General features: G+C 59.3%; 16 protein-coding genes and 2 pseudogenes. 11 read left to right on the forward strand and 7 right to left on the reverse strand.

Going from position 1 to position 19,863, the window contains the following annotated elements; all coding sequences use genetic code 11:
• Positions 1 to 17 precede the first annotated feature (17 nt).
• Entirely contained in the window at positions 18 to 1,016 is a 999-nt protein-coding gene (locus PQR27_RS25410) for an SDR family oxidoreductase (RefSeq protein ID WP_408526384.1), read from the reverse strand.
• A gap of 150 nt (positions 1,017 to 1,166) precedes the next feature.
• Here PQR27_RS25410 and PQR27_RS25415 point away from each other — a divergent pair.
• Positions 1,167 to 1,421: pseudogene (locus PQR27_RS25415) on the forward strand (mammalian cell entry protein); the annotation flags it as partial.
• 274 nt (positions 1,422 to 1,695) lie between these two features.
• Here PQR27_RS25415 and PQR27_RS25420 read toward each other — a convergent pair.
• Positions 1,696 to 3,021 (reverse strand): MFS transporter, encoded by a 1,326-nt coding sequence (locus tag PQR27_RS25420; RefSeq protein ID WP_408526385.1) that lies wholly within the window; start codon positions 3,019 to 3,021, stop codon positions 1,696 to 1,698.
• A 416-nt stretch (positions 3,022 to 3,437) separates the two neighbouring features.
• Here PQR27_RS25420 and PQR27_RS25425 point away from each other — a divergent pair.
• The 6 genes and pseudogenes from PQR27_RS25425 to PQR27_RS25450 all read left to right on the forward strand — a co-directional run.
• Positions 3,438 to 3,755, forward strand: a pseudogene (locus PQR27_RS25425) (ubiquinol-cytochrome c reductase iron-sulfur subunit N-terminal domain-containing protein); the annotation flags it as partial.
• Positions 3,756 to 3,978: 223 nt separating this feature from the next.
• A complete protein-coding gene (locus PQR27_RS25430) occupies positions 3,979 to 5,811 on the forward strand; it encodes a thiamine pyrophosphate-requiring protein (protein ID WP_408526387.1) in 1,833 nt (610 codons plus the stop codon).
• Positions 5,812 to 5,820: 9 nt separating this feature from the next.
• The gene (locus tag PQR27_RS25435) at positions 5,821 to 6,942 is read left to right on the forward strand and encodes an enolase C-terminal domain-like protein (RefSeq protein ID WP_408526388.1); all 1,122 of its coding nucleotides are present in this window, start codon (positions 5,821 to 5,823) and stop codon (positions 6,940 to 6,942) included.
• A gap of 17 nt (positions 6,943 to 6,959) precedes the next feature.
• A complete protein-coding gene (locus tag PQR27_RS25440) occupies positions 6,960 to 7,958 on the forward strand; it encodes a hypothetical protein (RefSeq protein WP_408526389.1) in 999 nt (332 codons plus the stop codon).
• Positions 7,955 to 8,620 carry a gluconate 2-dehydrogenase subunit 3 family protein gene (locus tag PQR27_RS25445; protein ID WP_408526390.1) on the forward strand — a complete coding sequence of 222 codons (666 nt, stop codon included), beginning with the start codon at positions 7,955 to 7,957 and terminating at the stop codon, positions 8,618 to 8,620. Before PQR27_RS25440 ends, PQR27_RS25445 begins: the two co-directional genes overlap by 4 nt.
• A complete protein-coding gene (locus PQR27_RS25450) occupies positions 8,610 to 10,253 on the forward strand; it encodes a GMC family oxidoreductase (RefSeq protein WP_408526391.1) in 1,644 nt (547 codons plus the stop codon). Before PQR27_RS25445 ends, PQR27_RS25450 begins: the two co-directional genes overlap by 11 nt.
• A gap of 138 nt (positions 10,254 to 10,391) precedes the next feature.
• Here PQR27_RS25450 and PQR27_RS25455 read toward each other — a convergent pair whose 3' ends face one another.
• The 4 genes from PQR27_RS25455 to coxB all read right to left on the reverse strand — a co-directional run bounded on the left by PQR27_RS25455 (position 10,392) and on the right by coxB (position 15,882).
• A complete protein-coding gene (locus PQR27_RS25455; protein WP_408528296.1) occupies positions 10,392 to 11,705 on the reverse strand; it encodes a c-type cytochrome in 1,314 nt (437 codons plus the stop codon).
• Between the two features lie 496 nt (positions 11,706 to 12,201).
• A complete protein-coding gene (locus tag PQR27_RS25460; RefSeq protein WP_408526392.1) occupies positions 12,202 to 12,810 on the reverse strand; it encodes a cytochrome c oxidase subunit 3 in 609 nt (202 codons plus the stop codon).
• Positions 12,803 to 14,818, reverse strand: coding sequence for a cytochrome c oxidase subunit I (ctaD, locus tag PQR27_RS25465; RefSeq protein ID WP_408526393.1), 2,016 nt, complete (start codon positions 14,816 to 14,818; stop codon positions 12,803 to 12,805). The genes PQR27_RS25460 and ctaD overlap by 8 nt, the downstream gene beginning before the upstream one ends.
• A 20-nt stretch (positions 14,819 to 14,838) precedes the next feature.
• The gene (gene coxB / locus PQR27_RS25470; RefSeq protein ID WP_408526394.1) at positions 14,839 to 15,882 is read right to left on the reverse strand and encodes a cytochrome c oxidase subunit II; all 1,044 of its coding nucleotides are present in this window, start codon (positions 15,880 to 15,882) and stop codon (positions 14,839 to 14,841) included.
• Positions 15,883 to 16,316: 434 nt separating this feature from the next.
• Between coxB and PQR27_RS25475 the strand changes: the two genes are divergently transcribed.
• Both PQR27_RS25475 and PQR27_RS25480 read left to right on the forward strand, forming a co-directional pair.
• On the forward strand, positions 16,317 to 16,691 hold the full coding sequence (locus PQR27_RS25475) for a DUF2254 family protein (RefSeq protein ID WP_408526395.1): 375 nt from the start codon (positions 16,317 to 16,319) through the stop codon (positions 16,689 to 16,691).
• Between the two features lies 1 nt (position 16,692).
• Entirely contained in the window at positions 16,693 to 17,466 is a 774-nt protein-coding gene (locus tag PQR27_RS25480) for a DUF2254 family protein (RefSeq protein ID WP_408528297.1), read from the forward strand.
• A gap of 41 nt (positions 17,467 to 17,507) precedes the next feature.
• On the opposite strand, the gene PQR27_RS25485 is transcribed toward PQR27_RS25480, so the two are convergent.
• On the reverse strand, positions 17,508 to 18,206 hold the full coding sequence (locus PQR27_RS25485; protein WP_408526396.1) for a TetR/AcrR family transcriptional regulator: 699 nt from the start codon (positions 18,204 to 18,206) through the stop codon (positions 17,508 to 17,510).
• A gap of 290 nt (positions 18,207 to 18,496) precedes the next feature.
• On the opposite strand from PQR27_RS25485, the gene PQR27_RS25490 reads away from it, so the two are divergent.
• Positions 18,497 to 19,204, forward strand: coding sequence for a glutathione S-transferase family protein (locus PQR27_RS25490; RefSeq protein WP_408526397.1), 708 nt, complete (start codon positions 18,497 to 18,499; stop codon positions 19,202 to 19,204).
• A 45-nt stretch (positions 19,205 to 19,249) separates the two neighbouring features.
• Positions 19,250 to 19,540: an SDR family NAD(P)-dependent oxidoreductase gene (locus tag PQR27_RS25495; RefSeq protein ID WP_408526398.1), complete on the forward strand. Its 291-nt coding sequence runs from the start codon at positions 19,250 to 19,252 to the stop codon at positions 19,538 to 19,540.
• The last annotated feature ends 323 nt before the right edge of the window (positions 19,541 to 19,863 follow it).

Consider the following 19,863-nt stretch of genomic DNA (forward strand, 5'->3'; position numbering starts at 1 on the left):
CTGATGCAGTCAACGCGCTATTTCAAGTGCTTCCTGCCGAGCAGCAGGCCAATCCCACCCAATACAGCGACGCCGGTCAGCGCCCAGAACGCATTGCGATGCCTGTTTGTAAACATCTCCCAGCTGCCCGTCCTCGATCGACTGTCAAATCGACCGTGCGCGCCATAGTCGCCCGGAATCGGTTCGAACAGGTTACCGGGCGAATTGGGCTCAAGCGGTTCATCAGTAAGTTGACCTTCATACCCGGCCGTGGCGAGGTACTTGTCAATTAAACCCGGCGCGATCCGATTCGCGAGAATCGCCTTGACTGTGGGAAAGCCCACCCATACCTCACGGCGCCGGTGTGTGGCGGCAAAGAAGATCGCTCGTGCGGCCACCTCAGGCTCATAAATCGGAGCGACCGGCTGAGCTTTTTTCCCCATGTTGTTCAGTGCCCAGTCGAATTGCGGAGTGTTAACCGCGGGCAGGTCCACCATCGTCAGATGAACGTCCAACCCGTCGTGAATAATTTCGGAGCGCAACGCATCCGTGAAACCTCGGACCGCGAATTTGGCACCGCAATAGATCGACTGAAGCGGCACCGAGCGGTATCCCAATGCCGAACCAACGTTGACGATCGTCCCGTGGTTGCGGGTCCGCATGCGCGAGAGCGCTGCCATCGTTCCGTGTACCTGTCCGAGGTAAGTCACCTTGGTGCCTCGCTCGAACTCCTGCGCAGTGAGTTTCGAAACCGGTGCAAACACCGTAGCCATCGCAACGTTGACCCAGACTTCAATTGGCCCGAGTTCCCGCTCGATGCGCGACGCCGCTGTCTCGACGGCTTCGGCATCGGCCACGTCCGTGGGGATGCCGAGGGTGCGCACGCGGTACGTCGCTTCAAGATCCGCGACCGCTCGGAAGATGCGCGCCTCATCACGCGACAGCAACGCGACGTCATATCCGTGGCTGGCGAACTCCTCGACAGTCGCGCGTCCTACGCCGGCGCCCGCTCCAGTCACCACCACAACTTTGGCCATAGCGTAATCCCTTTAATTGTGCAGACGGAAGCAACCGGGCAGGTTCGTATGAACGGCGGCGTAGAAGAAAACCCCATTCGAGCGACTAGCCAGCAGTTTCTGTTCCTGTCGGTTACCGAAGTGTTCGTTGCGCGCCAGGTTTCGCACTATGCCGATCGCCTGTTTCGGCGCCTCGATACGGACGTCGTACCGCAAGCCCGCGATGCGTTAGTTGGCGCGAGACGAAGTTTCAGCTCACCCGAAGCCACGCTACGGACAGGCTCGCCTTTGCAATCGGACGTGCATCAGGCCCTGCGGGAGTTGACTCGCACGCTTGAATCGCTCAGTGCGCTCTCAGACTATCTGGACCGCCATCCGGAATCATTGGTGCGGGGCAAGAGAATCATTGGTGCGGGGCAAGACTAAGGATGCGCCCTGATGAAAACAAGGGAAAACCTGGCTGAAGGTTCAATCGAGGAGCGACCAACACGGCCCCTGCGGCTCGCCGTTCCGTGAACTAAAAAATAAAATGTGTAGGCCTCGGCACAAGCAGAGCATACGCCGGGGTGCAGAGCCCTCCCAGGTGCGCAACGTTCACCAGATCGTTTGCGCCCGCCGATACGGCTCTGCAGGGACAATCAGGCCGCCAGGACCGACAACACAAGAAGCGCTGTCGATCAGGTGGCAAGACCCTGAAAAATCAGTGGCTGATTGCTTCCAGAGCCAGCCCTCGCGTTCGCGGCCCGAGCAGGATCATGCAGATGGCGACAAGCATTGAAATGCCGATGAATACCGCCACACCCGGTACACCGTAGCCGTGCAGCAAAATACCGATTGCAAGGCCGGCGAAAGCGGCTGAAATCCGGCTCCATGAATACACGAATCCGATTGCCCGCGCGCGGACGCGGGTTGGATAAAGTTCCGCCTGGTAGCCGTGATAGGCGTACGACATGACGTTCGAGGACAGTGTGAACAGAACACCGAGCGCGATCAGCAGCCATGGTTCCGAAACTTGCGAAAAGATTGCGATCACGACAGCCATCGTAATCAGGCCACCAATGATCTGAACCTTGCGTTCCAAGCGATCTGCGAATAGTGTACCGAGCAGCGGGCCGAAAGGATTCGCAACGGCGATGATGAACGCGTAACCCAGGCTTGCCGTGACATGGATACCGCGGTGAATCAGGAGCGTCGGGACCCACGCGGCGAACCCGTAAAACCCAATCACCTGGGCCATGTTGAAGATCGACAGAATAATCGTGCGACGCCGATACTGCGGCGCAAATATTTCTCCAAGTGTGCCAGCCCGCTGACTTTCCGCCGCGACCGTCTGCGGCGCGGGTAGCGCGACGCCCTTCTCCGCCACCACCCGGCGCTCTATGTCCGCGACGATACGCCCGGCTTCGTCGATTCGTCCTTGACGGGCCAGCCACCGCGGGCTTTCAGGAATATGGCGTCGCAAAATCCAGACGACGATTGCCCCCACGGAACCAATCAGTATCACGACTCGCCAGTAGTCGAGACCAAGTGGCTGTGTGCCTTTCAGCGCGTACGCGAGAAATGCCACCACTGGTACCACGGAGAACGTGATGAACTGATTGATGGCGTAGGCACGGCCTCTTTGATCGCTTGAAATCAGTTCGGAAATGTACGTGTCGATCGTTACCAGTTCGACGCCGATGCCAATGCCGGCAATGAAGCGCCAGATATCCAAGCCTAAACCCGAAGCCTGGAAAGCCATGATGATCGTGCACACCATGTACCAGATCAGCGACCATGTAAAGATCAGCCGCCGGCCGAATTTGTCGGCAACATAGCCAAACGCTAACGTACCCACCCAAAGACCAGCGAACGTAGCGAACACGAAGGTGCCGAAACCGGAAACGGCTAGAGGCTGAAGGGAAGCGAGAAACCCTAGCGATTCCGGCTTGAAAAGCCCGGACTGGGTCATACCCGGCGCGACATAACCGGTGAAGAAGAGATCGTAAAACTCAAAAACGCCTCCGAGCGAGATCAGAATCACCATGGTCCACACGGTACGCGACGGCGGCAGCCGGTCAAGTCGCGCAGCTATTTCGGCAGCCTGTTGCTGTGACATAAGCCCTCTCGCCTCGAAAGGCATGCATGTTGAACTTTCGGCACTGTGGTGTTCTCGTCAGACTCGCAGCGGCAGTTCCGCGGCCAGGTTCGTCTAGCCGGATCCTGAAGCCAATCTCGCACATGTGCACGTGTAGCCGCAATGCGTGTCAGTACCGACACGCGTCTCTTTAAAGCGAGCTCACAGGAGAGTTTGCGCGGACTTGAATCCCGTGCGCTGAAAGTATCGTGAGCCGCGCATGAAGTAGGTGAAAACGCCTGCCCCGACAAACCCGCGCACCAATTTCAGATCAAACCGTCATAGCCCGGGATCTGGATTCGAGAGTAAGAGATGGAAGCTGTTCATTGCCGTATGAAAATTACAGCCGTCGCCAATGGCTGATTGCCAGTTCCACCGCAGGCGGTATCGCGGGCGTGGCAACCCTGCTGCCTTTTGTGGCCTCGATGGAACCTTCGGAGAAATGCAGAGCTGCCGGTGCGCCCGTCACGGTTGATATCAGTCGGCTGCAGCCAGGAGTCATGATCACGGTGGCGTGGCGCGGAGTGCCCGTTTCTCTCGTCAATCTCACACCTGCAATGCTCAGGGCAGTCGTCATCGCAAATTCCGTGGTCGCGGATCCGTCGACGGAGCGCGCGTTCTCGATGTCGCTGCCTGATTACTGCATCGATCGCGAAGAGTTCGAGTGTCTGCGCGGATCGCAGCCTGATGCGGTGGATGCGCATAGGCGTGCAGAGAGCATGCGATCGCCGTCAAAGTTATCCTCCCAGGTCCCTGCCCGCAACGCGTTCGGGGTGCTGAACATTGCGATTTGCAATAACGCGGAACAGTACTTGCGCCGATCACTTTGCGACTCGTTTATTGCGCCGTGACGATCAGGAGATTTCAATGGCTCAAACCGTGGGTGACTTCATCATTGGGCGACTTCACGCGTGGGGTGTGCGTCGTATTTATGGATATCCAGGGGACGGGATTAACGGCGTCTTCGGCGCACTTAACCGTGCCCAGTCCGAAGCCGAAAGCTCAAAATCCGACAACCCGACCCAGCCCATCGAATTCGTGCAGGTCCGCCACGAGGAAATGGCCGCCTTCATGGCGTCGGCCCACGCGAAATTTACCGGCGAGCTCGGCGTTTGCATCGCGACCTCGGGCCCCGGCGCCTCTCATCTGGTAACCGGCCTCTATGACGCGAGAATGGACCACATGCCGGTCCTCGCCATCACCGGACAGCAGGCTCGGGCTGCGCTCGGCGGCCACTATCAGCAGGAACTCGATCTCGTATCGCTTTTCAAGGATGTCGCCGGCGCGTTCGTCGAACAGGCATCGGTCCCGGCTCAAGTGCGGCACCTGATCGACCGCGCCGTGCGCATCGCGCTTTCCGAGCGCAAAGTCACCACGATCATCCTGCCCAATGACCTGCAGGACCTTCCCTACGAAGCACCCGGCCGCAAACACGGCACGTTGCATTCTGGCGTCGGTTACCGCGCGCCACGCCTCATGCCCTACCCTGACGATCTTCAGCAAGCCGCTGACGTGCTTAATGCAGGCAAGAAAGTCGCCATCCTCGTCGGCGCGGGCGCACTACACGCCACGGACGAAGTCATCGCCGTCGCCGAAAAGCTCGGTGCAGGTGTCGCCAAGGCGCTGCTCGGCAAGGCTGTGTTACCTGACGATATTCCTTGGGTCACGGGCGCGATCGGTCTGCTCGGCACCAAGCCGAGCTATGACTTGATGACCGAATGCGACACGCTACTCATGATCGGCTCTGGCTTCCCTTACTCGGAGTTTCTGCCGAAGGAAGGCGCGGCCCGCGGCGTGCAGATCGATATAAAAGCCGACATGCTGAGCCTGCGCTATCCGATGGAAGTCAATCTGGTGGGTGACAGTGCTGAAACACTGCGCGCCCTGTTGCCGTTGCTCGAAGCAAAGCAGGATCGCGCATGGCGCAAAAAAATCGAAGGATGGACCGAAGACTGGTGGAAAACGCTCGACAAACGTGCGCACGAGGCCGGCAAAGATGCCGTTAATCCCCAGCGCACGGTGTGGGAACTGTCGAAGCGCATTCCGGCCAACTCGATCGTAACCAGCGATTCCGGTTCCTGCGCAAACTGGTATGCACGCGATCTGAAAGTCCAGCGCGGCATGATGTGCTCGTTGTCGGGCGGGCTCGCGTCGATGGGTGCAGCCGTGCCCTATGCCATTGCCGCCAAGTTCGCGTATCCGGAGCGTCCCGTGATCGCACTGGTCGGCGACGGCGCCATGCAGATGAATAACATGGCTGAACTGATCACCGTCTCGAAGTACTGGAAAGACTGGGCCGATCCAAGATGGATCTGCATGGTGCTCAACAATCAGGACTTGAACCAGGTGACGTGGGAACAACGCGCGCTGGAAGGCGATCCGAAGTTCGAAGCGTCACAGGACATTCCGTCTGTGCCGTACCATAAGTTCGCGGAGCTGATCGGTCTGAAAGGGATCTACGTCGACAACGACGAGCAGATGGGCGCGGCGTGGGATGAAGCACTGGCTGCGGATCGCCCGGTCGTCATCGATGTGAAGTCCGATCCGAATATCGCGCCGTTGCCACCGCACATCACGCTCGCGCAGGCCAAAGCGTTCGCCTTGACACTGGCGAAGGGCGACCCGGACCAGGGCAACGTGATCATCGAAACGGCCAAACAGGTGCTCGGGGCGGTACTGCCCGGCCATCACGACAAGTAACGCGCGGCCATGAGCGACAACGAATCCACGCGAACTGCGTCTCAGGCACCGCTTGGCGCAGTGCGCGCGCATGCGTACCGCATCCCGACCGACGCACCCGAGGCCGATGGCACCTTCGCATGGAATGCTACTACGCTTGTGATCGCCGAGATTGACGCGGGCGGCCAGACCGGCCTTGGCTACACATACACCGACGCAAGCGTCGTCGAGTTCATCCGCGACACGCTGTCATCCTGCCTGTTAAACCATGACGCATGGGACATTCGCGCGAGCTGGCAGCGCATGCAGCGGCAGGTGCGTAATCTCGGTCGCTCCGGGACGGCCGCCACGGCCATTTCGGCAGTCGACTGCGCACTGTGGGATCTCAAGGCGAAGCTGCTCGGCGTGCCACTGGTGACCCTGCTTGGTGCCGCGCGTGAATCCGTGCCGCTTTACGGCAGTGGTGGCTTCACGACCTACAGCGATAAACAGATGCAAGCGCAACTTTCCGGCTGGGTGGAGCGGGACGGCTGCCGTTGGGTCAAGATCAAGATCGGCAGTGAGCCTCAGAAAGACGTAGCGCGAGTAAAAATTGCGCGAGATGCAATCGGTGACGCCGGTCTCTTTGTCGACGCCAACGGTGCCTTTACGCCGAAGGAATCGCTCCGCTATGCGCAGCGATTCGCTGAACACGAGGTGGAATGGTTCGAAGAGCCGGTGTCGTCGGATGACCCCAACGGTCTAAGGTTCGTGCGTGAGCAAGCGCCCGTCGGTATGGAGATCGCCGCGGGCGAATACGGCTATACGCTCGACGACTTTCGCATTCTGCTGGCAGCGCGCGCCGTGGACGTTCTTCAGGCAGATGTGAGCCGTTGCGGTGGCATAACCGGATTCCTGCAGGCAGCCGAACTCTGCGAGGCATTTCATGTGCCACTGTCGGCGCATTGTGCGCCAGCGCTGCACCTGCATGTCGCGTGCGCGGCGCCGCGCTTGCGCCACCAGGAATGGTTTCACGATCACGTGCGCATCGAGTCGATGCTGTTCGACGGTGCCCCCCGGCCGAACCGGGGCGTCATTGCCCCGGATCTGACGCGCCATGGCTGTGGTCTTGAATTCAAATCAGGCGATGCGGCGGCGTACCGGATCAAATAGATCAGGAATCCACTCACATGAGTTCTCAACGTGTTCCAGGGCTTCTTTGTGCGGTGGCCGGCGCCGCAGCCATCGCGGCAATGGCGAGCAGTACTGCCAGACAGGAACGTGCGGTCAGGTCTGCTGCCGACACGAATAACGACTCCACCGGCCTTGTCCTGACAACACGCCGGCTATCATTAACGAATAACGGGCGGTCTGGCGTCAAGGCGCACGTCGAAGCTGCCCGCTCCTTTAACCACAGTTCCGCGCTCCTTGCGCTTTCGGTGCTTGCCGACAGCGCGATGGAGCATTATCGCGGCTCGTTCGACAATCCGGCAATGTACACGCCACTTGCCTCTGCCACGCTATCGCTCGTTGCCGGTCTGCATGGCGGAAGGGATCGACGGCAGCAAGCACACCAGGCGCGTCACGCGATCTATCTGGGTGCGGCGGCTGCGGGAATCGCCGGTACGGGCTTCCATTTGTACAACATCACAAAACGCCCCGGTGGCTGGAGCTGGAACAACCTGTTCCATGCGGCTCCAGTCGGTGCCCCGATGGCGTTGCTGCTCTCTGGCGCGCTGGGCGCTGTAGCGGAGCAGTTGCGGGACCAACCTGTCCATGAGCCGCAATTACTGGGCATGCCAGCGGGCCAGGCGCTCGGCCTGCTTGTCAGCGCAGGGTTGATAGGTACTGTCGGTGAAGTCGCGTTGCTGCATTTTCGCGGGGCGTTCCAGCATCGTGCGATGTATGCGCCGGTCTGCGTGCCGCCACTTGCCGCCGCGCTGCTGGCGCAGGCCGCATTGACTGTCCCGCGTGAACGCTGGCTTGCGCGTTGCTGGTTGCGCGTCACCGCGGCGCTCGGCTTTATCGGCACGGGCTTTCATGCGCGCGGTATCGCACGCCGCCAGGGTGGCTGGCGCAACTGGAGCCAGAATCTGTTCAGCGGTCCGCCGCTTCCGGCACCCCCGAGCTTTTCAGCACTCGCGATTGCGGGCCTCGCTGCCCTGCGCCTGAGAGAAACCGAAAAATGACACACGCGAAAATGACCTTACGCACTACCCACTATCCGGGTTACGACGTGCTCGACAAACGCGGCACGCCGTCATGGGACGAACCGACCCGAGCAGTGATCGCGCAGCGGCTCGCAACATCAAACGACCCACACTTCTTCAATGCCGTCGAATGGCTGGCAGTAGGCGCGCTCTGCGCCTGCATCGTGCCGCAGGCGAATGCTGAACCGGTAGTCCCGCTAGCAGCCCTTCTCGACGCGAAGCTCGTCAGGAATACCGGTGACGGCTACCGCGATGCCCGCCTTCCGCCCGTCCAGGACGCGTGGCGTACAGGGATTGCCGCGCTTGATGACGAGAGCCGAGCGCGTTACGAGTTGCCATTCGCCAGTCTCGAAAAAGCCGCCCAGATCGCACTGCTCGAATCGATGCAGCGCCACGAACTCGCGAGCAACGCGTGGCGCGGCATGCCTTCAGGACTATTCTTCACCGAACGCGTGTTGCACGACATCTGTGGCGCGTATTACTCGCACCCGCATGCATGGAGCGAAATGGGCTTTGGCGGGCCCGCCAATCCACGTGGCTATGTACGGATGTATTTCGATCGGCGCGACCCATGGGAAGCGGCGGAAGCAAAACCCGGCGACGAAGACAACGTCCGCAAGGAGAACCGCCGTGCTCGATGAAGCCCAGCAGCATCCTCGCGGCAGGGACGGACGTGCCCCCGATGTGTTCGAACGGGGCGGCTGGGTTCCGATGCGCGAATATTCAAACGATGAGGAGGTCGACTTCGCGATCGTCGGCACTGGTGCGGGCGGCGGCACGCTCGCATGCCGGCTCGCGGAACAGGGCTTCAAGGTGGTCGCATTCGACGCCGGCGCATGGTGGCGTCCGCTTGAAGAATTCGCGTCAGACGAAGCCCATCAGGAAAAGCTTTTCTGGACCGATGAGCGCATCTGCGACGGCGAGAATCCGCTCAAACTCGGCACCAACAACAGCGGCAAGGCCGTCGGCGGCAGCACCGTGCACTTTGCAATGGTGTCGCTGCGCTTTCGGCCCGAGTGGTTCAAATCGCGCAGCCTGCTCGGCTATGGCGCAGACTGGCCGCTCGACTGGCGAGAGATGTGGCGCTACTACGCGCAGGTGGAGGACGCGCTCAAGATCTCCGGGCCGGTGAACTACCCATGGGGACCGAAACGGCCACGGTCTCCGTACCGTGCGCACGAGTTGAACGCGTCGGCACTGGTGCTTGCACGCGGCGCCGAGGCGCTCGGCATTGGCTGGGCTGCGACACCGCTCGCCACGCTGTCTGCGCCACGCGGCAAGGCGCATCCCTGTGTTTATCGAGGCTTCTGTACCTCCGGATGCGCGACCAATGCGAAACAGAGCGCGCTTGTCACGTGGATTCCCCGGGCGCTGAGCGCCGGGGCTGAAGTGCGCGATCTCACTATGGTCGGGCGCATCGTCACCAACGAAGCCGGACTCGCTACCGGCGTCGAATACGTGCGCGAAGGCCGCTGGCAGTTCCAGCGTGCGAAGCATGTTGTCGTGGCTGGCTACGCAATCGAAACGCCGCGCCTGTTGCTCATGTCGGCGAACGACCGCTTTCGGTACGGACTAGCGAATAGCTCCGGCCTTGTCGGCAAGAATCTGATGGCTCAATCGAACCAGGCTGTTTATGGCACCTTCGACGAGGAAATACGCTGGTACAAGGGCCCACCCTCGCTAGCGATCACCGAGCATTGGAACTACACCGATACCGGCAAGGATTTCGTTGGTGGCTACGCCTACATGAGTCAGGGGCCGCTGCCCGCTTCGTGGGCTGCGTCACAGAATGGCCGTGGCCTGTGGGGCGATGCGTTGAGCCGCGAGATGCAAAAGTATAACCACCAGGCCGGCCTGAAAATCGTGGGCGAAACACTGCCGCAGGAGCGCAATCAGGTAACGCTTGCGGATGAAGAAGATCAGTACGGCCTGCCCGTGGCACGTGTTACATATGCACTGTGCGACAACGACAAACGACTGATCGCGCATTCGCTGGACTTCATGGAGCAGGCGCTAGGCGCTGCAGGCGGCCGGGAAATCTGGCGCGAAACCGACGACACGTGTCACTTGAACGGAACCGCGCGCATGGGGAACGATTCCGCGACTAGCGTGGTCAACGCGGACTGCCGAAGCTGGGACATACCTAATCTATGGATTTGCGACGGTTCGGTTTTTCCAACAGTCGGCGGCGTCAATCCTTCGCTGACCATTCAGGCAATTGCGTGCCGCACCGCGGATCGCATCGTCGCGCTGGCTGCGCGCGGTGAGTTGTAGAACCCGTTAAGAAAACATTCAAGCGATAGCGCCGCACGAATGCCAGCGCAAGTATCTCGCCGGCACGAGGGCCCGCGCTTCATCTTCAAGTGGGACGACTTTCCCATTGCTTATTTGTCATTCGACGAGTCACCGGCTCTACTTGTGGATGCTGGCGCGAAGCGATTCGACGTCACGCGCCGACACAGGCGCCGCGGCATTGCCCCACCCGGTCCTGACGAAAGTCAGGACCTGGGCAATCTCCAGGTCAGTCAGTTTGGTGCCAAACGACGGCATTTCCCGCTGAACCGGCCCAGCGTGCGTGGCAGGCGTTTTTCCACCTGTCGTTACGAGTCGGATGAGCGAGGTGGCATCGGGCGCGAGCACCGTCGGGTTGCCCGCTAGCTTGGGAAACTTGCCAGACACACCCGATCCGTCAGCTTGATGGCATCTCGCGCAATATGAGAGATATATGCCTGTACCCGGTCGCTCGACATCTCCGGTACGGATGGCTTGGACAGTCTCTTCGGCTCGTCGGGAATCGGGTTTGTAAGCGCTCGATGATTGACGGGCAGGCAGCGATTTCAGGTAATGGGCAATCGCGTTCAGATCATTGTCACTAAGGTATTGAGTACTGTCTTCGACCACCTGCACCATGCTGCCGAAGGTGACGAGTCCCCCGCCGTGACCGCCTTTGAGAAATGATGCAATGCTTGCCGGCTCGACACGTCCTAGCCCTGACCCAGGGTCGCCGGTCAGGTTGGGAGCGAACCAGTGATCATTGGCGCCACCAGTCAGATAGGTATCCGATCGCTCGGAAAAGCCCTTTTCCTCATATGCGGGCCCGCGCGGCGTATGGCACGCCCCGCAGTGGCCGAGCGACTGCACGAGATAGGCACCGCGGTTCCAATTTGCGTCGTGTTCAGGGTGCGGCGTATAGACGCCCGTCGGTGCGAACGCGAGATTCCAGAACACCAGCGCCCATCGCTGATTGAAAGGAAATGGCAGGTTCGTTGGTGGTGGCTTCGTATGGACCGGTTGTACTCCATGCATGAAGTAGGCATACAGGGCGTGCAGGTCTTCGTCGTTGATCTTCGAATAAGACGGATACGGCATCGCCGGGTAAAGGTGTTTCCCCCCCGGCGCAACCCCGGTCCGCAAAGTCTGCGCGAAGTCATAGTAGCTATAGCTTCCGATACCGTATTGTCTATCCGGCGTGATGTTGCTGCTGTACATGGTCCCGAAAGGCGACGAAAGACCCAGTCCGCCAGCAAACGGCGCCCCCTTCGGAGCAGTGTGACAACCGGCGCAGTCGCCCGCTTTCGCCAGATAGCTGCCACGCGCAATCGTGGCCGCGTCGGCATCTCCCGGATTAGCAGACTGTGCAAAAACGGAACAGACATCTCCAACCAGCAACCCGAGAAGCAGAAGTGCGAGCGTCCCTCGCCGGAACACCTGCCTATGCGTCGCCATTACCACGGCCTGCACGAAGACACCACAATCGCCGCCATCGCGGTAAGTACCACGCCAAGTAAAAAAATCGAACTCCCAATCAAGCCCGCCATAGAAAGAAAGCGGGCTGGTCGCCCAATCGAGTGGTCTACCGTTTCGCCTGTATCCTTCCCTCGGCTCGCCGCATGCCAGCCGTTCCACGCCGACATCCAGCCTAGCGCGGCAATCAGGAACGCTACAAGACTTATCACGGCAATCCATGCGTGCAGGTCATGCACCTGCGAACCATGCAAAGGCTGCCGCCCTGGGTAACACCCTTGTGAAGCCAAAGCCTCGCATACGCAGATCTGAACGATCATGGCCCCCGGTGCCGCCACCAGCCCGAGGACAAGCAGAACACGCCCAACCATCGATGGGAACGCGGTTGAAGGCCCAGGCGGACCGTCGTCGCCGGGCGGGCGGGTCGGCTCGTGCGTATCGCGTCGGCCAGGAACCGAAAATATGTGCACGTTTTCCTCTACAGCACGTATGGCGAAATAAAGAGCGTAGCGAAGATGAACAGCCACACCGCGTCGACGAAATGCCAATATAGTCCACCAATCGTCAGGGCCTCATGCCGATCACGATCGAAATAGCCGGACGCAGTCCAACCAAGTAGCAGAATCAGTACGGCAAGTCCGATGATCACATGCAGCATGTGCAAGCCTGTGATAAAAAAATAGAGCGAACCGTATAGATGAGTAGCCGGACCGTACGGACGATCGCGGTATTCTTTCATCTGCACACCAACGAACACTATCCCGAGCACGATCGCGATGCCCAACGAAGCAACCGCGAATCCGCGCCGGTCGCGCTTGACGAAACGTTCGCCAAGCCAGACAAAAACACTGCTCGTCAGAAGCACTACTGTGTTGAAACCAGGGGCTCCCAGCTTCGGCGGACCATCCGGCGGCCAATGTTGCGTGCCTTGTGAATACAGGTAGAGATACGAAAAGATCAGATAGCCAAAGAGCGTGCCTTCGGTGGCGATCAGGGTCAGCATGCCCCACCAGCCGCCCGCACGCCGACCGACACTACCCACCGGCAGTCCCTCGTTCATCGCCGCAGCATCGAGCCGATCAGCCAATCGCGCCTCCCTCAGGTATGGTCCGATGCGGCTCGCGCTGCCCTAACTTCCGTTGAGGCCACATCCAGCCGATAAGCGACGCAACGCATCCCACCAGCATCGCACCGGCAAGCCACCAGGCGTGGACAATCATCGACGCAAAAAGGAAAGTCGAAAAAAATCCGAGCAGAAATGGAGCGTATGAATCTCCCGGCATTTTAAGAATGGAGTCGGGCGTGGCGTTAAGGGCACTCGTTGCCAGCGCCTCACGACCGTGGTCGAGGAGATAGCCCTCGTCGAGCTTCGACCTGGTGTCGGTTGGCATCTCGCGACCCAGCCGGTCTTCCCAAAGCGGATGACCGCTGGCGACGAACGGGATCACGGCGAAGTTATAGGGAGGCGGCGGCGACGATATCGACCACTCGAGCGTCGGTGCGTCCCAAGGGTTGTCGCCGGCCGGCGCGCCACGCCGATAGCTGTAGAGCAGGTCGATCAGAAAGATAAGTACGCCAAACGCGAAGACAAACGACCCAACAGAGGTTATCAGGTTCACCGTGGTCCACCCCATGCCCGCGCCGTAGGTGTAGATACGGCGCGGCATGCCTAGCAGACCCGCGATGTGCATCGGGAAAAATCCAAGATTGAAGCCGATGAACATCACCCAGAACGCAAACTTGCCGATCCTTTCGCTCATCATGCGGCCGGTAAATTTCGGGAACCAGTAATAGATTCCACCGACGACAGGAAAAACGTTGATACCGAGCAGGACGTAATGCAAATGCGCGACGACGAAATAGGTGTCGTTGAGTTGCCAGTCAAGCGGAACAGCCGCCGTCATGACGCCGGACACGCCTCCAATTACAAACAGCAGGACGAAGCCCGTAAAAAAATAGAATGGCACCCTGAAGACTGGCCGTCCCGTCCAGATCGTAGCGATCCAGGCAAACGTCGCAACGGCGCTCGGAATCGAGATCACCATACTGGCGGAGCCGAAGAATGCGAGTGCGAGTGCTGGTAGCCCGGTCGCAAACATATGGTGAATCCAGACGATGAACCCGACGACCATGGTCGCCACCGTCGACAGCGCCACCGGCGTGTAGCCTACGAGCCGTCTTCTACAGAACACAGGCAATGCATCCGAAACAATGCCCATGGCAGGCAGGACGACCGCATAAACCCACGGATGCGCAAACATCCAGAACATGTGCTGCCATAGCAAAGGACGCCCGCCGTTCAGCACGTCGAAAAAATGCGTACCGAACTGCCGATCGAGCCATAGCATGAAAAACGCGAGGCTCACGACTGGCACGGCCAGCAGATTGGCGCACGATGCCGTCAACGTGCCCCACACGAGGACTGGCACACGGTCGATCGACATGCCTGGCGCGCGCATTCGAATGAGCGTCACGACAAAGTTCGCAGATCCGACTGTCGTGGAAGCACCAAGAAGGACCATTCCGAGTGCATAGATATCGATGTTCGGACCCACGTTGTATTCGAGCCCCGACAACGGAACATAGTTGAACCAGCCCGCGTTGGGTGCTTGCCCAAACGGAAAGCTGGAGTACAGAAAAATGCCGGCGAAAACAAAAAGCCAATAGGAAAGCGCATTCAAACGCTGGAATGCCATATCGCGCGCCCCAAGTACCAGCGGCCACAGGTAGTTTGAAAAGCCAGACAGGATCGGCAGCGCGTACAGGAAGATCATGGTCACGCCGTGCATCGTGAACAACTGGTTATATTGTGCCGGAGAGAGAACAGTGGAATCGGGCTGGGCGAGTTGCACACGCATGACGAGTGCCTCGATTCCACCCATCAGAAGGAATACGAATGCGGTGATCAGATAGCGTAGACCGATTGTTTTGTGGTCGACTGTCGAGAGCCATCCCCGCCAACCCGGCGGCGCACTCCAGACCTCTTCAAGTTTTCTTTGTGCGTCGCTGCCAGGCAAAACTCTGCCCATTTCGGGAACCCGATAAAGCGACGTATCTGGGGTATTGCTGGAAGCTGCAGAATTCGATGTATTCATCGGAAGGTCGCATCGCAGATTTATTTCAGCGTGGACAGATAGGCAGACAGTTCGACCGCGTCTTCAACGCTAAGAGCGATGCCCGGCATCAGGGACTCGGGCTTGATGACCTGTGCGTGCGCGATCCAGTCGAGCTGGTTATGCCTGCTATTGAGTAGCGTGCCTGCTGCGATCAGTCTTCTCGAATCCAGATGCGTCAGGTCAGGGGCCTGCATCCCCTGCGCCGCCGTACCCTGAACACTGTGGCACCCCGCACAGCGGTCCATGAAAAGCTTCTGGCCGGCGACGGCAGCCAGACTCCCTTCCGGCGTTGCTGGCTGACCCCGGGCCTGATCCTCACGCCACTTATTGAATTCCACAGGGCTTTGCGCCACGACTTCAAATGCCATGTGTGCATGTTGCGCCCCGCAGAACTGGGAACATTGGCCTCGGTAAACACCTGACACGTCCGCCTGTACCCATTGTTCGTTGATCTGTCCGGGAATCGCCTGTGTTTTTCCCGCAAGACGCGGCACCCAGAACGTGTGAATCACATCAGCGCTCCGAAGCTTTATCCTTATCGGCTCGCCTGTCGGAATATGAATCTCGTTGGCAGTCACGAATCGTTGAGACGCATCGGGCGAATCGTCGTACGCGACTTTCCACCACCAGTCGTAAGCCGTGACGGTAATCGTCAACTGCGGCGTGCGTCGCGGCGTGGCGACCGCCTCAAGAGTAATCAGCGCGTACACCAGCATGCCTACGAGAATCGGCGTGGAGATGCCGACGCCAACGTATATCCACAACATTCCGTCTTTCGTCGCTCCCAACGCACGCGAGTTTTCGCTATTAGATGGCCGCCTTCTAAGGATCGCGCCGGCGAGCAGCAATGCAACCGTAAGGCATACGGCAACACAGATAGCGGTAAACACCCAGTTGAGCCATAGAGTCGGCGAAGCGGCAGGGCCCGCGGCATGGAGGAAATAGTTAAGAGGTGCGTCAGCGCGGCAGACTGGGGAGCTCGCGCAGAGCGCAGCGCCGATTGATATCCCGACCGCCTGATGTTCTCTGCAACGACCTGACATGCCTGGTCATCCTCCGCCGTTTCGGGAACACATGTGGAGAGACTTGCCTGGATATCTGGGACCACAATCCGAGTGTCAGCGGCAAAATTTTCGGCGTAGGCTTCGCGATCGTCGGCGCAATCGGAATTACGTCGCGAACCATCTATCGCTGCACCAAGCCGACTCTTTATCTATCACGCGCCGGCACGTCGCCCCTTAATCCCGACGGACTCAGGATACGCGCGAATCAAATTTACGCAAATAACTTCCACGGAATCGAATGAGAATGCCGGCGGCTAAGCGCGCCGCTCCCAGCACCTGCATGATGGTCCCAGTCGACTCGAGGATTGTGAGCTAACTCCCCTTTTGTGCGTTCGGGTTAGCCCGCATTTGTCGGGTCCGTTTCATGCTAATGACAGGCTCGCGCGCGGCCATGTGCAGCACGGATGCCGTCGATGAGAGATTACCTTATCGCCAGCGTCCAGAATCTGATTGTAAGAAAGACGTATAGACTTAAGGCCAACACGTTGCTGAGATGGATCGGCCACCTCGCGCGGCTCGGTCGAATGAGTGAAACGACTGACCGTGTCGAACTGGCGACTGTTCGGGCGCTCGAAGAGCGCCGCCAACACCCGTTTCTCGGCGGTAGTCAGTTATATGGAAAGCTGGCTTTGCCAATGGACGCACAGGATCTCTATTCATCTGCTGTCGGCTACGTGCAGCACATCGACATACAGGCACTAGGCCGACTCACAAGCGGGAAACGCAGTGCGATTTATGTGCACGTTCTACTGGGTAGCTTAGTCGATCGGCACACTACGCTCGCGTAGCATCGCGGGTCTTGCGACAAATAATCACGATGATGTTCGCTCGGCCTTCTCGGTTGACGTCCGTCGGTCGTTCGAACAGGATCCGCGATTCGGCATCTCAGTGCTAACGGAGATCGCGTCACGTGCGCTATCTCCAGCAGTGAACGACCCTGGCACCGCAATTGACGTCATCGGCAGAGGCATAAGAATACTTTCCCTTTGGGAACAACCCCACGATCAGAAGCCTGACAGCAAGATTGACTGTAGCAGGGTGTATGTTCGTGGGCTGACGAATGCGCTCGCAAATCGCCTTCATGTCTCAGGCCCGCTCGCCATGATTGTGGCGGGTGTAATGATCGGCAACCGGGGCCGTGCGCACGCGATGTCCGACACGACGCGGCGTTATGTGGATATGTTCTGGGAACTCGTCGGCGAAATTCTGAACGCCGTGCTTTTCGTTCTGGTTGGCATGGAAGTCACTTTGATCGCGCTCCCCGGCAACCTATTGCTTGCGGGTGCGATCGCTGCTGCAGTAGCGCTCCTCGCAAGACTGCTGACTGGCGGTTTACCGGTCGCCATATTAGGCCGCGCGGTGCGCTTACCATCGGGATCATGGCGGGTTCTAACCTGGGGCGGATTACGGGGTGGAATTTCGGTCGCGTTGGCGCTGTCGATTCCTTCCGGGCCGAACAGGGATGTCGTTCTGGCGTTGACTTATTTTGTCGTCGTGTCATCGATCCTCGGACAGGGTCTTACGATTGCGCGCGTCACTAGGTGGGCCATCAAACACGAATGATTCGCGGCGCGTACGCGACTGGCTTCTTCCAGGCTGCGCGATCAGCCTTGCCTCGACCGGTTTGGATCCATTCTTTCCGGCCTGACTCCGTGGCGTCTCTTCTGCCCCAAAATCGCGCTCTCCTGTCCAGTTCGACTGCGTTTCCCTCCGTAATTTGGATAACCTAGCTGTGCCAGAACCGGACGTAAGGCGCCCTCCAGCAGTTCGCGCTCCGGCCGTATACGTGCAAGCACGCGCAAGCCCATTAACACGCCGAGCAGCAGACTTGCGAGATCATCAGCCGACTGGGCCGCACTGACCGTTCCGGCAAGTTGACCGGCTTTCACGCAGCGATAAAAGAACGCCTCCATCTGTTTGGTCACGTCAGCAACGACTAGCTGGAACTCGGGGTCGTGAGGAGCGACTTCCAGCGCCGAGTTTACAATCATGCATCCCTTGCGCTGTGGATCGCCGAGCGACATCGCGATGATTTCATCGAAGAAAGCCACGATCGCCTCGCGTGGCGGCAACTGCCTCTCGAAACGACGCGCGCGCTCGCAAAAACCCCGTTCGACGTAGTGGTCCAGCGCCCGGCGATACAACGACCGCTTGTCACCAAAAGCGTTATACAGGCTGGCCGCGGTGATGCCCATTGTTTCAGTCAGGTTTCGCATTGACGTGGCTTCATAGCCGTGCGACCAGAAGCACTCGATCGCTGCATCGAGCACCGCTGCTTCGTCGAACTCTCTGGGTCGTACCATATCGGGTTAGATGTCCAACCTGCTGTTTTCAACCTTGCGGTGTCGCGCGTCCATACAGATACGAGTTGCCTGATGGTGCATTCCATCCTATTCTATAACACACGTTCTAAAACATGAACTCTGCATTCACTTGAGACCGACGCCCTGCTGCCAATGACCACACCGTAGCTGCCCGCTGGCGCTGCAATTGCCGTGATTGCGCTGGGTGTGATCCTCGCAGCGATGGCTGCGCCAACGGTGCCTGTCACGAACTCCTCCCACAACCAGTCTGTCAGCGAGACCACCCCATCATGATCCGCTTCTATTTCCATCCGGCGCCCAACCCTGCCAAAGTCGCTCTGTTTCTCGAGGAGGCGGGACTGTCATACGAAGTCGTGCCGGTCGACACGAGCAAGGGTGATCAACACACGCCTGAGTTCCGGGCAATTAATCCGAACGGCAAAGTGCCGGCCATCGTCGACACTCAAGGACCAGGCGGAGCCGAAGCGCGCATCTTCGACTCAACTGCCATTCTGCTGTATCTCGCAGAAAAGGTCGGCAAGTTCCTCGGCACGCCCGCCGATCGGCCTGAACTGCTGTCGTGGCTGATGTTTGTTGCCACCGGTGTGGGTCCGTTCTCTGGTCAGGCCGTGCATTTTCAGTACGCAGCCCCGGAGGGTCTCGACTACGCAGTGAATCGTTATCGCCGCGAGGTCGAGCGGCACTATCGGGTACTGGACCGCCACCTTGCAGGGCGCGATTACTTCATCGGTGCCGAGTACACGATTGTGGACATCTCGGCGTGGGGTTGGCTCGACCGGGCCGCACGGGTTCTGAAGGGCGAAGACTCGCCGCTTGCGGCCTTCCCAAATCTGAAAGACTGGTTCGAACGCATCGATGCCCGGCCCGCCGTTGCACGTGCTCGCGCAGTCGGGGAGGACCACGCATTCAAACGCGTGAACGACGAGGAGACAAAACGCGCGCTCTTCCCGTCGAATTATCCGGACATAAGTCTCTGAAAGATGTCGCTGCTGAGTCGGCAGTTCATTCACGAGGCATCCATCATGAATCTGTCGAACAAGCGTGTTCTCATTACCGAAGGCGCGAGTGGCATTGGACTTGCCACCGCGCACGCGCTTTGTACAAAGGGCGCAACCATATTTATTACCCGTCGGCGCGCGCACGCATTGAAGGCGGCGCTGGCCCAACTGCGCGCGACAGAAGCGAAAGCGGGCAGCATCGCAGCGGACATCGCCACCGACGAAGGTCGGCCGGCCACTCTGTCAGCCGCCCTATCCAGCCTCGGCGGCCTCGACATTCTCATCAATAACGCGGGCGGTGTCCGCGCTGGATGACTTGAAAAGACGTTGGAGCAGGAAATACGTACGATGGTCGAAGTCGACCTGATCGCACCCATTCTGCTGACACGTTCCGCGCTGCCTGCGTTGCGTTGACTGCGCAAATAACTTCGTGCCCGGTGAGGCAGGATCACCGTCACGCATGCCATCGGCGGCCCAATAGCTTGTTCGTCCTCGCGGCCGAACCGCCTGATGTCGACAAGCGCTTCCTGCAACACATCTGCTCACTCGTATCGCTTTGGGATGCGTACCGAAAGGCGAATTTAAGCGTCGCAGATGGAAGATCGTGGAGGACAAGCAGCGCTTACGCTACACGCCGA

It is taken from the genome of Paraburkholderia fungorum (assembly GCF_046027215.1).
In the GTDB taxonomy this organism is placed as follows: Bacteria; Pseudomonadota; Gammaproteobacteria; order Burkholderiales; family Burkholderiaceae; genus Paraburkholderia; species Paraburkholderia fungorum_D.

Bases quoted from the DNA above. Each gene is read 5' to 3' on its own strand.
- PQR27_RS25445 (WP_408526390.1), top strand. From the start codon at position 7,955: ATGACACACGCGAAAATGACCTTACGCACTACCCACTATCCGGGTTAC.
- PQR27_RS25430 (WP_408526387.1), top strand. From the start codon at position 3,979: ATGGCTCAAACCGTGGGTGACTTCATCATTGGGCGACTTCACGCGTGG.
- PQR27_RS25495 (WP_408526398.1), top strand. From the start codon at position 19,250: ATGAATCTGTCGAACAAGCGTGTTCTCATTACCGAAGGCGCGAGTGGC.
- PQR27_RS25440 (WP_408526389.1), top strand. From the start codon at position 6,960: ATGAGTTCTCAACGTGTTCCAGGGCTTCTTTGTGCGGTGGCCGGCGCC.
- PQR27_RS25455 (WP_408528296.1), bottom strand. From the start codon at position 11,705: ATGGCGACGCATAGGCAGGTGTTCCGGCGAGGGACGCTCGCACTTCTG.
- PQR27_RS25435 (WP_408526388.1), top strand. From the start codon at position 5,821: ATGAGCGACAACGAATCCACGCGAACTGCGTCTCAGGCACCGCTTGGC.
- PQR27_RS25475 (WP_408526395.1), top strand. From the start codon at position 16,317: ATGAGAGATTACCTTATCGCCAGCGTCCAGAATCTGATTGTAAGAAAG.
- coxB (WP_408526394.1), bottom strand. From the start codon at position 15,882: ATGTCAGGTCGTTGCAGAGAACATCAGGCGGTCGGGATATCAATCGGC.
- PQR27_RS25485 (WP_408526396.1), bottom strand. From the start codon at position 18,206: ATGGTACGACCCAGAGAGTTCGACGAAGCAGCGGTGCTCGATGCAGCG.
- PQR27_RS25410 (WP_408526384.1), bottom strand. From the start codon at position 1,016: ATGGCCAAAGTTGTGGTGGTGACTGGAGCGGGCGCCGGCGTAGGACGC.
- PQR27_RS25490 (WP_408526397.1), top strand. From the start codon at position 18,497: ATGATCCGCTTCTATTTCCATCCGGCGCCCAACCCTGCCAAAGTCGCT.
- PQR27_RS25420 (WP_408526385.1), bottom strand. From the start codon at position 3,021: ATGGTGATTCTGATCTCGCTCGGAGGCGTTTTTGAGTTTTACGATCTC.
- ctaD (WP_408526393.1), bottom strand. From the start codon at position 14,818: ATGAATACATCGAATTCTGCAGCTTCCAGCAATACCCCAGATACGTCG.